Raw genomic sequence first — 11416 nt, forward strand, 5'->3', positions numbered from 1 at the left:
TTTCTTTACGCCCGCGCCCCCGATGTTGACGGAATCTCCCCGGCCGGGGCGAGCAGGGTGGCTTCGGTCCAGTTCGCCGGGGCGGGACCGAATGTCCTGCGCGAGTTGGCGATAACGGCCCGGCCCAGGGCGTGGTTGCCGACGCCGCCGATCACCGCGCCGATGCCGGCGGGCAGCACCTTGCCGAACATGAGCACGCCGCGTTTGACGATGAAGCCCGCGATGAACCGGCGCGCCATCGCGTTGTCGATGTTGCGCACGATCGGGAGCTTGTCGGCCACGGTCGAGGCCCAGTCGCGGGCGGATTGGCTCGCGCTCTTGCCGAGCATCTCCGCGCCGCCCTCGCCCAGGACGACACCGACCACGAGCGTGCGGCGCTGCTTGGGCTGCAACTTGTCCATGCCGTGCACCGCGCCCACCGAGGCGGCGTAGAGCGCGGAAGCCTCCAGGAAGAACACCGACTCCACGCCGCTGACCGCCAGCCCGACCAGCGTGCCCACCCCGGGGACGGCGGCGCTGAGCCCCGCCAGGGTGCCGCTGGTGGTGACCAGCGCGAGGTAGCGCCACCGCAGGCCCTGCTCGATCTCCTCGGGGGAGCGGCTCGGATGCTTGCGCCGCAGCCTGCCGACATACCTGGCCGCCAGCGGAACCTGGATGCCGGTGCCGCCGCGGACCGCCAATTCCATGGATTTCTGCACAGCGCGTTCGAACATCGCGGTCCCTTCGTCACGGCTCGCACCGGATCGCGCGAGCCTGGTCCTGACGGCTTCCTTACGGTTTCACGCCGGATGTCGACAGTTCCCTCCGACACTCCGGGCAAACCTGTAAACGGAGCGTCAAGGCGTCCGCGCACGCCGCAAAGAAGTCGTAAGGAACCTCATCCGCCCGGTCGCGGGGCGCTTGACTCGCTGCGTCGCATCTCGTGGTGCGTCATCTAGAGAGAGGTTTCGATCATGTCCGTCGTGGTGTTCACGGTGCTGACGGTGGCGATTTTCGCCCTGCTCGGCCTGATCCAGCGCGGGGTGGAACGGCTGTGACCCAGAACATTATCGGTCTCGTTCTGGCCGTCGGCATCGCCGTCTTCCTGATCGCGGCGCTGTTGTTTCCGGAGAGGTTCTGAGTGAGCACGACTACAGCGGGGATCGTCTTCGCGGCGTCTCTGGTCATAGCGCTGGCTCTCGTACATGTGCCGCTGGGCGACTACATGTTCCGGGTGTACAGCGGCACCAAGCACTCGCGCGCCGAGCGCGGCATCTACCGCGCCATCGGCGTGCAGCCCGGGGTCGAGCAGACCTGGGCCGTCTACGCGCGCAGTGTGCTCGCCTTCTCCGCGGTGAGCATCCTGTTCCTGTTCTTCTTCCAGTTGCTCCAGGGCAAACTGCCACTGCATCTGAACGACCCCGCGACCGAGATGACCCCGGCCCTGGCCTGGAACACCGCGGTCAGCTTCGTCACCAACACCAACTGGCAGAACTACTCCGGCGAATCGACCCAGGGTCACCTGGTGCAGATGGCCGGACTCGCGGTGCAGAACTTCGTCTCCTCCGCGGTCGGCATCGCCGTCGCCATGGCGCTCGTGCGCGGCTTCGCGCGCAGGCACACCGGCGATCTCGGCAACTTCTGGGTGGATCTTGTGAGGGGAACCATCCGGATTCTGCTGCCGCTCGCCTTCGTGTTCGCGATCGTGCTGGTCGCCGGCGGCGCCATCCAGAACTTCCAGTTGCACGACGAGGTGGCATCGACCGTCGCCGGTGGGTCGCAGACCATTCCGGGCGGACCGGTCGCGAGCCAGGAGGTCATCAAGGAGCTCGGCACCAACGGCGGCGGGTTCTACAACGCGAACTCCGCGCATCCGTTCGAGAATCCGAACGCCTGGACCAACTGGCTGGAGATCTTCCTGCTGCTGGTGATCTCCTTCTCGCTGCCGCGCACCTTCGGTCGCATGGTCGGCAGCAAGAAGCAGGGTTTCGCGATCGTGGCCGTCATGGGCGCCATCGCCCTGGGCAGCACGTTCCTGACCAACCTGTTCCAGCTGCAGCACCACGGCACCGTGCCCACGGCCATCGGGTCCTCGCTCGAGGGCGTGGAAACCCGCTTCGGCGTATCGAATTCGGCGACCTTCGCCGCGGCGACGACGCTGACCTCCACCGGCGCGGTGGACTCGTTCCACGATTCGTACACCAGCCTCGGCGGCATGATGACCATGTTCAACATGCAGCTCGGCGAGGTCGCGCCGGGCGGCACCGGCTCGGGTTTGTACGGCATGCTGATCCTGGCGATCATCACGGTCTTCGTCGCCGGGCTCATGGTCGGCCGCACCCCGGAGTATCTGGGCAAGAAGATCACCCCGCGCGAGATCAAACTGGCCGCGAGCTACTTCCTGATCAGCCCGCTCCTCGTGCTGGTCGGCACCGCCGTCGCCATGGCCATGCCGGGGCAACGGGCGAGTATGGCCAACTCCGGACCGCACGGGCTCTCGGAAGTGCTCTACGCCTTCACCTCCGCCGCCAACAACAACGGTTCGGCCTTCGCCGGGCTGTCGGGCAATACCGAGTGGTACAACACCGCGCTCGGACTGGCCATGGTGTTCGGCCGCTTCCTGCCCATCATCTTCGTTCTCGCACTGGCCGGTTCGCTGGCACAGCAGGGCACGACCCCCGAATCGATCGGCACGCTCCCGACCCATCGGCCGCAGTTCGTGGGCATGGTCGTCGGCGTGACCCTCATCCTGGTCGCCCTGACCTTCCTGCCCGCGCTCGCGCTCGGGCCGCTCGCCGAAGGAATCCACTGACATGTCTGCTCCCACTATCGAACCGGGAACGACGGCCGCGGCCGAACCGCCCCAGGGACGGGTCTCCAGCGGACTGTTCGATCCGCAACTGCTGCTGAAGTCGTTGCCGGACGCCTTCCGCAAACTGGATCCGCGCACCCTGTGGCGCAATCCCGTCATGCTGATCGTCGAGATCGGCGCGGCGTACTCCACGGTGCTGGCCATCGCCGATCCATCGTTCTTCGGCTGGGCCATCGTCGTATGGCTCTGGGCGACGGTGCTTTTCGCCAACCTCGCCGAGGCCGTCGCCGAGGGCCGGGGCAAGGCGCAGGCCGACACCCTGCGCAAGGCCAAGACCGACACCGTCGCGCGCCGGCTGGCGAACTGGTCGCCGGGCGCGCGGGTGGTCGAGGAGCGGGTGGCCGCTGTCGATCTGCAGCGCGGTGACGTCGTGGTCGTGGAAGCCGGTCAGGTCATCCCGGGCGACGGCGACGTGGTGGAAGGCATTGCCTCGGTGGACGAATCGGCCATCACCGGCGAATCCGCGCCGGTGATCCGGGAGTCCGGCGGCGACCGTTCCGCGGTCACCGGCGGCACCACCGTGCTGTCCGACCGGGTGGTCGTCAAGATCACCCAGGAACCGGGCAGGAGTTTCATCGACAAGATGATCGCGCTCGTGGAGGGCGCGAGCCGGCAGAAGACGCCGAACGAGATCGCGCTGAACATCCTGCTCGCCGCGCTCACCATCATCTTCGTGTTCGCCGTGGTCACCCTGCAGCCGCTGGCCATCTACTCCAAGACCAGCCTGCCCGGCGTGCCGGACAGCATCGCCATCGACGGTAACGGCATCAGCGGCATCGTGATGGTCTCGCTGCTGGTGTGCCTGATCCCGACCACCATCGGCGCGCTGCTCTCGGCCATCGGCATCGCCGGGATGGACCGGCTGGTGCAGCGCAATGTGCTCGCCATGTCCGGCCGCGCGGTCGAGGCCGCGGGCGATGTGAACACCCTGCTGCTGGACAAGACCGGCACCATCACCCTGGGCAACCGCCAGGCGTCCGCCTTCGTGGCCATGCCGGGTGTGAGCGAGGACGAGATAGCCGACGCGGCACAGCTTTCCAGCCTCGCCGACGAGACGCCCGAGGGCCGCTCCATCGTGGTGTACGCCAAGACCGCGTACAACAAGCGCGAGCGCACCCCCGGTGAGCTGACCGGAGCCACCTGGGTGGAATTCACCGCCCAGACCCGTATGTCGGGCGTGGACCTGGCGGACAAGCACCAGCTGCGCAAGGGTGCGGCCGCCGCGGTGACCGAGTGGATGCGCCTGCACGACGGTTCGATTCCGGCCGAACTCGGGCAGGCCGTCGACGGCATCTCGGCCTCGGGTGGTACGCCGCTGGTGGTCGCGGAGGTCAAGGACGGTACCGCCAGACTGCTGGGCGTCATCCACCTCAAGGATGTGGTCAAGCAGGGCATGCGCGAGCGGTTCGACGAGATGCGGCGGATGGGCATCCGCACCGTCATGATCACCGGCGACAATCCCCTGACCGCCAAGGCGATCGCCGACGAGGCGGGCGTGGACGACTTCCTCGCCGAAGCCACGCCGGAGGACAAGCTGGCGCTGATCAAGCAGGAGCAGGCCGGCGGCCGCCTGGTCGCCATGACCGGCGACGGCACCAACGACGCGCCCGCGCTCGCCCAGGCGGACGTCGGCGTGGCCATGAACACCGGGACCTCGGCCGCCAAAGAGGCGGGCAACATGGTCGATCTGGACTCGGATCCGACCAAGCTCATCGAGATCGTCGAGATCGGCAAACAGCTGCTCATCACGCGCGGGGCACTGACGACCTTCTCGATCGCCAATGACATCGCCAAGTACTTCGCGATCATTCCCGCGCTGTTCGTGCCGCTGTTCCCGGGCCTGGACCTGCTCAATGTCATGCGGCTGTCGAGCCCGCAGTCCGCGATCCTGTCCGCGGTCATCTTCAACGCGATCGTCATCGTGCTGTTGATCCCGCTGGCGCTGCGCGGGGTGGCCTACCGGCCCGCCGCGGCCTCGAAACTGTTGAGCCGCAACCTCGCCGTGTACGGGGTGGGCGGCATCATCGCCCCGTTCATCGGCATCAAGCTGATCGACCTCCTCGTCCAATTCCTCCCCGGGATGTCCTGATATGCGTATGTCAACCTGGATCCGGCAGCACGTCGCCGCGCTGCGCGCACTGCTCGTGCTCACGGCGATCACCGGAATCGTCTATCCGCTGGCGGTTTTCGCGGTCGCGCAGCTGCCCGGACTGAAGAACAACGCGGACGGCTCGCTCATCGAGCGGGAGGGGAGGACCGTCGGCTCGAGCCTCATCGGCCAGCGGTTCACCGACGCCGACGGCAATGCGCTCACCCGGTACTTCCAGAGCCGGCCGTCCATGGCCGGAGACGGGTACGACTCGCTCTCCACCGCCGCGAGCAACGCCGGTCCGGAGAGCATCGTGGACAGCGCGCCCGATTCCACCGGACTGCTGACCACGGTCTGCGCGCGGAGCAAGGCGGTCGCCGAACTCGAAGGCGTGGACGGGAATCGGCCGTTCTGCACTCCCGGCGGCGTCGGGGCGGTGCTCTCGGTCATCGGCCCGCGCGAGGCCGACGGCGAGGTCGAACACCCCACGAAGGTGGTGAGCGTCAACGAGTTCTGCTCGGTGACCACCGTCCCGTTCGTGGCGGAATACAAGGGCGTGAAGGTCGAATGTGCCGCCGACGGCGCGGATTACTCCGTCGGCCGCATCGTCCCGATTCGGGGTGACGCGCCCGATCGCTCGGCCGTGCCGCCGGACGCCGTCACCGCCGGTGGCAGCGGCCTGGATCCGCACATCTCTCCGGAGTACGCGGCCATCCAGATCGACCGCGTGGCACGGGTTCGCGGGGTCTCGGCCGAGCAGGTGCGCGCCCTCGTCGATGAGCACACCGCGGGCCGCACCCTGGGCTTCCTGGGCGAGCCGCGGGTCAATGTGGTCGAGCTCAACCTCGACCTCGACGGTAGGTACCCGTTCCGGAGCTGAACGATTCCGGCGCCGGCCGGGACGCGCGCCACGGTTGCCTCGCGAGCGAGGCCGGCCGTGGCGCGCGGACGTTCACCGTCCGGGCGTACATCCCGTGGGATCGGGTAACTCGGAACAGGGCGTATTGCCGTGCGCGCGCAGTACGTCCTTGCCGACGCCGTCGGTGAGAAAGCGCAGGAAGGCGGCCGCCGGGGAATCGGCGGGCACCTCGCCGTAGGAGTAGGCGTACTCGACGGCCCAGAACGGGTAGCGGCCCGCCAGCACGTCCTCGCGAGTCGGCGCGCGCCCGCCCAGGGTCACCGTCCGAACACCGGAAGCCTGTGCCGCATCGGCGTATTCGCTGTAGCCGATGGCGCCCGGCAGTTCCGCGACGGTCTCGAGCATGTCCCGGGTGACCGGGACCTCGCAGAACGCGGGTCCCGGCGGGTTCGTGGCCAGGACCGCACGGCAGCCGGTGGCGGGCGGCGCAGGGGGCTGCTCGCCACCGAGCACCCGGCTCCGGAAGGCTTCGCGCGTCCCCGAACCCAGTGCGCGCTGCACCACCCGGACCGGCAGATCCGCACCGCCCAGCACCCGCCAGTTGTCGATCCGGCCGGCGTAGAGATCCCGGACCTGTTGTACGGACAGATCTTTCACATTCACCCCCGGATGGGTGACCATCGCGAACTGGGACAGCGCCAGCGCCCGGGGCAGCAGCTTCGGGTAACCCTCGCCCTTGGGGCCGTCGGTGATGGCCAGCAGCGCGGAATTGTCGCGCCCCTCTTTGTCCAGGCGGGTCAGCCCGCGTTCGCTGCCGTCGAACTCGAGCGTAAAATCCGCTCCGGAGCACCGTTTCCGGTAGGCCGCGACCGCGTCGCGCAGCGCCGGTTCGAACGCGGACGAGCCGACCACGGTGAGACTGCCGCGCGCGCAGTCCGCGGCCGGCGGCGCATCGGCCGTGCCCAGGTCCACCGCGAACTGAACCGCGATCACGACGACCAGGAACCCGATCAGCGCCAGCAGACGCGGCGAAATCCCGGTGCTGCTGCGGGATTCCACGGCCCGGCCGCCCCGGATACGGGACTGCACGGTCGGCGGCGGATAGTCTCCGGCTCCAGCGCTGCGCTGCAGAATCGCCAGGATCTTGTAGTGATCGCCGCGATTCATCGGCACCTTGGGCAGGTCGATGATGCCCACCCGGCGTGCCGCGTCCTCGCGCGCGCCGATGCCGGTTCCCGGGCGCAGGCAATCGCCCATGCCCGGATCGCTGAGTTCGGTGACGGCCATGCCGATCACGCGCCGGTGCGGGAAGCTGATGTGCACCCCGACCCGTTCCCCTTCGGGCCCCGCGTAATCCGCGATGTCGATGGTGGTCGCGCCGTTGTTCTCGATGCGCATCAGCACCACCGACAGGTCGTGCAGATCCGGGGCCGCCGCGCCGCCGTCGGGCCGCAATTGCGGCAGCACGCCCGGGAACACCGATTCGATCTCACCGGTGACCGGGGTGTCCATCTGCACCCGGTAGCCCAGGCGACGCCGCCCCACGAACACGAACTCCCAGACGAACGCCATGATCGGCACCGCGATACCGATGAGCGCCAGCACGATCTCGATCGGAAAACCGCCCACTGCAACGCCTCCCCCGGACGCCCGCGCCCGGCTCCGGTGCCGCGCGCACGCGCCCGCGGCGGGGACGCCGAGCCGATGCCGGGTGTACCCCCGAATTACCCGTTGCGCACGATATCAGTTGCCGGGCAGGGGAGTTCGGTCACCACCAGCCCAGAATGGGCTGCAATTGCCGTTCGAGTTCGGGGGCCAGGGAACGGGCGTAGCTGGCGGTGAGGTGGTGTTCGTCGTGGTAGACCAGCACATTGCCCTCCACCACCGCGCAGACCTCGGGCTCGCAGATCGCGTCGTTGAGATCGAGGGTGAAGACCTCGGGATATTTCTCGGCGGGCGCGGCGGCCGGATTCACCGGCGAAATGGCGTCCGGCCGTTTCATGCCGCAGTCCACCCGATTTCCGCCCGAGGCCAGGCAATCGATGGCGCGGTAGCGAATTCCGTCGCGGCGCAGCCACGGCGTATCGCGCATGGCCAGCACGTGCAGGCCGCGTTTATTGAGCGCGGACCACACATCCAGATAATCCTGCGGGGTCTCGTCGCCGCCGCTGTCCGCGGGCCGGGTGCCGGTGGTGAAAACCCAGTCCGGGCGTTGTTCGCCGAGCCGTTCGATGACCTCGTGCGACCAATCACGGCAGTCCGGATTGCGCTGGCCCTTGTACATGGGTTCTTCGGCGACGGTGAGCGGGCAGCCCATCTTCAGATACACGGTGAGCCGGAAATGATAGCGCTCGGCCAGTACCTGCAGTGCCGGAATCCAGTGTTCGGCATGGGAATTGCCGGCCACCGCGATGGTGCGCTGTGCGTTCGGATCACCGTAGGAACAGGTGATGACCGATCGGGTGTCGAAATCGGCGATACAGCCGTCCCGGGTGGGATAGGCGATATCGGCGGGCGCTTCCTGAATGGTGGGGCGCATGGGCGCGCGCGGCACCAGGACTCGTTCGGTCAGCGCCAGCGCGCCCGGGTATTTGGCGGGATCGAGATGCCCGACGGCCTGGGCCTTGGCGCCGTTGGTCCACTGCCAGGTGATGGTGGAGGCCAGCAGCAGCACCCCGATCGTGGAGACGGCCGCGCCGATCAGCAGGCGCGGGCGCGCCCCGATGGTCGGCTGGGCGCGCACCCGCAGCGGCTCCTCCACGAAGCGCTGGGTCAGGTAGGCCAGGACGAGCGAGACCACGATGATGGCCAGACCGCCGAGCGGGCCGGCTTCGCGTTCGTGCCGTTCGCCGAGGTAGAAGATGAGAATCGGCCAGTGCCACAGGTAGAGCGCGTACGCGAACGCGCCCAGCCGGACCGCGGGCGCGGTGGCCAGCATCCGGTTGACCCACGGCTGGGTCGCGGTGTTCAGGCCGGCCCCGGCCAGCACCAGCGCGACCGTCGCGGTCACCGGCAGCAACGCCGCGGGACCGGGGAACTGCGCCGAGCCGTTCACCAGCCAGCCGCACGCCACGATGGCGGCGATACCGGTCCACGCGAAGATCTCGCGGACCACGCGCGGCAGGCGCAGCAACGGTGCGGTTATCGCCAGCAGCGCACCGGTGAGCGGCTCCCACGCGCGGGCGAAGGTGTCGTAGTAGTTCCAGCCCTGCTGGGTCACAACCCCTTCGGCGGCGTACCAGAACGACGCGATCCCCGCCGCGGCGAAGATCACGGCCAGCACCGTGCGCATGCGGCCCTCGTGTCCGATCCGGCGGCACGACCAGGTCACCAGCGCGATCGCCAGCAGCAGGGCCAGATAGCACTGACCCTGCACCGACATCGACCACAGGTGCTGCAGCGGGCTCACCGAGGGGTCCGCGGCCAGATAGTCCGACCAGGACATCGCCAGATACCAGTTCTGGTAGTAGCCCAGCGAGGCCAGCGTCTGCGCGCCGAGATCGGACCAGCGGGTGTGCGGGAGCAGGACGACGGTGGCGATCACCACCGCCGCGAGCACCACGACCATGGCGGGCAGCAGCCTGCGCAGCGTGCGGCGCAGCGTCGTGACGACACCGATGCCGCCGGTGTCGCCGCGACGCAGCAACATTCCGGTGAAGAAGAATCCGGACAGCACCAGGAAGACGTCCACGCCCCCGGACACCCGCCCGAACCAGATGTGGAAGACCACGACCAGGGCGATGGCCACCCCGCGCAGTCCGTCCAGATCCAGTCGATAGCCGCCGGTACCGTGCGCCGTGGGCGCGGCGTCCGCGGGCCGCTCCGGCGTTGTCGATGAGGATTGATCAGTACTGGATATGGACATGGCGGCGACCATTGTCGTATCGGATGCGCCAAAACTCCCAATCGCCACACGGAGCTTGATCCGAATGTGGCCTTGATCCCGGAATCCGGAGGGCACGCATGATTGCGCGCGATCGGGGTATGGAGAGAGCGCGAACCGGCACGGTGGCGCGCTCGGCCACCGCCCGCCGCCGTGCCGGGCTCGTCGGATCCGGCCCGGCGCCCCAGCAGCCGGACAGCATTCGGATTCGCACGGTCGGCGCCATCTCATCGATATTCCCCGTCTGGAGTCCGAGTATGCGCGCGATTCGGATCCGCCGGGCAATCTCGCATTCCCCGCGGCGGAATATCGCCACCTCGAATGCGCTTGTGCGCGCGAAACTCAAGGCCGCACCTGTAATAGGCTCGAGCGGGTGCGGCGGATTCTGGTGTCGGGTATTTCAGGTGCGGGAAAGACCACCCTCGCCACCGAGTTATCGGCCCTGCTGGGGCTGCCCCGCCACGAACTCGACGCATTGCACCACGGTCCCGGCTGGGTGCGGCGGCCCGAATTCGAAAGCGATGTCGCGGGATTCGCGGGCGACGATCGCTGGGTCACCGAGGACCAGTACGTCGCCCTGGTGGGCGCGCTGCTGTGGGCGCGGGCGGACACCCTGATCTGGCTGGATCTGCCGCGCCCGACGGTCATGCGCCGGGTGGTGTCCCGTTCGTTCGGGCGCGCGCTGTTCCGCCGGGAGCTGTGGAACGGCAATCGCGAAACGTTCCGGAACTGGCTCGACGCCGATCATCCGATCCGCTGGGCCTGGTCCCGGCACGCCTACCGCAGGCAGCGCACCGCGGACCGGATCGCGGAGTTCCCGCACCTGCGCGTGGTGCGCCTGCGCACCGCCGCCGCGGCCGATCGCTGGCTGGCCGAGTTGCGCGCCGATGTCGCTGGCCAGGGGCGGGCGGAAGGCCCCGGCCGCGAACGGTGAGACTTCGGCCGCGGGCGGTGACATGTTTCCGGCCGCGAGTGGCGATACCGCCTCGGCCTCACGAGGTTTGATCGACACGGCTCGGCGGCGAGTAGTGCTGACGACCCGGCGGCGACCTGTCACCTCGTCGCCAGCGGTGACACGGGTCCCGGCGTCCGGGCCCGGGCCGTGCCCGGACCCGGCTGCGCGGGAATCGTTCTCGGTGGTCAGGAGCCTTCGTACAGGCGCAGCGGGACGCCCAGGCGGTTCCACATGTTGATCTGGGCGGTGATCGCCACCAGGCCCGCGCGCTGCCCCTCGTCGAAATTCTTCTCGACCTGTTCCCAGATCTCGTCGCCGACCCCGTGCACCCCGAGTTCGGTTGCGGCCTCGGCGTATTCGAGGGCGGCGCGTTCGGGTGCGGTGAACAGGTCGGACTCGCGCCAGGCGGGCAGGTGGTTGATGCGGCGCTCGGTCTCACCCTCCTTGCGCGCCTCGGTGGTGTGCATCTCGATGCAGAACAGGCACCGATTGATCTGGGACACTCGGATCTTCACCAGTTCGCGGACCACGGCGTCGAGCGGCCCGCGGCGAATCGCGGCCTCGGCGGCCAGCCAGCCCTTGTAGACCTCGGGAGCGACTTCGAACATATTCAGACGTGACATGGCTCGTTCCTTCGCTGCTGTTCCGGTCGGTACAACTCTTGGACGAGACGGACGGCCCCGGCGTGACGGGACGCGCGTGTGTGACCGCTCACAGTCTTCCCGGCCGCGCGCAACGCACAACGGCCGGGTTCGGCGGGCAGCGACGCCCCGCCGAAC

Annotated in this window: 9 protein-coding genes; 5 read left to right on the plus strand and 4 right to left on the minus strand. The window is 68.5% G+C overall.

The features are described 5' to 3' along the window. Positions 1 to 5: 5 nt before the first annotated feature. Positions 6 to 713, minus strand: coding sequence for a hypothetical protein (locus tag ABZ319_RS30020; protein WP_354989874.1), 708 nt, complete (start codon positions 711 to 713; stop codon positions 6 to 8). A gap of 320 nt (positions 714 to 1033) precedes the next feature. Between ABZ319_RS30020 and kdpF the strand changes: the two genes are divergently transcribed. Genes kdpF through ABZ319_RS30040 form a run of 4 tightly spaced genes read left to right on the plus strand, consistent with a single transcriptional unit; the run spans position 1034 to position 5820 of the window. Then, entirely contained in the window at positions 1034 to 1120 is an 87-nt protein-coding gene (gene kdpF / locus ABZ319_RS30025) for a K(+)-transporting ATPase subunit F (RefSeq protein ID WP_354989882.1), read from the plus strand. After that, positions 1121 to 2791, plus strand: a complete 1671-nt coding sequence (kdpA, locus tag ABZ319_RS30030; protein WP_354989875.1) for a potassium-transporting ATPase subunit KdpA — start codon at positions 1121 to 1123, stop codon at positions 2789 to 2791. It begins immediately after the preceding gene. 1 nt (position 2792) lies between these two features. Then, entirely contained in the window at positions 2793 to 4940 is a 2148-nt protein-coding gene (gene kdpB / locus ABZ319_RS30035; RefSeq protein ID WP_354989876.1) for a potassium-transporting ATPase subunit KdpB, read from the plus strand. A gap of 1 nt (position 4941) precedes the next feature. Next, a complete protein-coding gene (locus ABZ319_RS30040; RefSeq protein WP_354989877.1) occupies positions 4942 to 5820 on the plus strand; it encodes a potassium-transporting ATPase subunit C in 879 nt (292 codons plus the stop codon). Between the two features lie 72 nt (positions 5821 to 5892). On the opposite strand, the gene ABZ319_RS30045 is transcribed toward ABZ319_RS30040, so the two are convergent. Then, a complete protein-coding gene (locus ABZ319_RS30045) occupies positions 5893 to 7428 on the minus strand; it encodes a substrate-binding domain-containing protein (protein ID WP_354989878.1) in 1536 nt (511 codons plus the stop codon). A gap of 139 nt (positions 7429 to 7567) precedes the next feature. Beyond that, complete coding sequence (locus ABZ319_RS30050; RefSeq protein WP_354989879.1) at positions 7568 to 9664, minus strand: acyltransferase family protein; 2097 nt, start codon at positions 9662 to 9664, stop codon at positions 7568 to 7570. Between the two features lie 391 nt (positions 9665 to 10055). Here ABZ319_RS30050 and ABZ319_RS30055 point away from each other — a divergent pair, with 391 nt between their 5' ends. After that, positions 10056 to 10616, plus strand: a complete 561-nt coding sequence (locus tag ABZ319_RS30055) for an AAA family ATPase (RefSeq protein ID WP_354989880.1) — start codon at positions 10056 to 10058, stop codon at positions 10614 to 10616. Between the two features lie 206 nt (positions 10617 to 10822). Here ABZ319_RS30055 and ABZ319_RS30060 read toward each other — a convergent pair whose 3' ends face one another. Further along, on the minus strand, positions 10823 to 11260 hold the full coding sequence (locus tag ABZ319_RS30060) for a carboxymuconolactone decarboxylase family protein (RefSeq protein WP_354989881.1): 438 nt from the start codon (positions 11258 to 11260) through the stop codon (positions 10823 to 10825). Positions 11261 to 11416 lie beyond the last annotated feature (156 nt).

The organism is Nocardia sp. NPDC005978, from assembly GCF_040614455.1.
In the GTDB taxonomy this organism is placed as follows: Bacteria; Actinomycetota; Actinomycetes; order Mycobacteriales; family Mycobacteriaceae; genus Nocardia.

Bases quoted from the DNA above. Each gene is read 5' to 3' on its own strand.
- ABZ319_RS30040 (WP_354989877.1), top strand. From the start codon at position 4,942: ATGCGTATGTCAACCTGGATCCGGCAGCACGTCGCCGCGCTGCGCGCA.
- ABZ319_RS30060 (WP_354989881.1), bottom strand. From the start codon at position 11,260: ATGTCACGTCTGAATATGTTCGAAGTCGCTCCCGAGGTCTACAAGGGC.
- kdpB (WP_354989876.1), top strand. From the start codon at position 2,793: ATGTCTGCTCCCACTATCGAACCGGGAACGACGGCCGCGGCCGAACCG.
- ABZ319_RS30050 (WP_354989879.1), bottom strand. From the start codon at position 9,664: ATGTCCATATCCAGTACTGATCAATCCTCATCGACAACGCCGGAGCGG.
- ABZ319_RS30020 (WP_354989874.1), bottom strand. From the start codon at position 713: ATGTTCGAACGCGCTGTGCAGAAATCCATGGAATTGGCGGTCCGCGGC.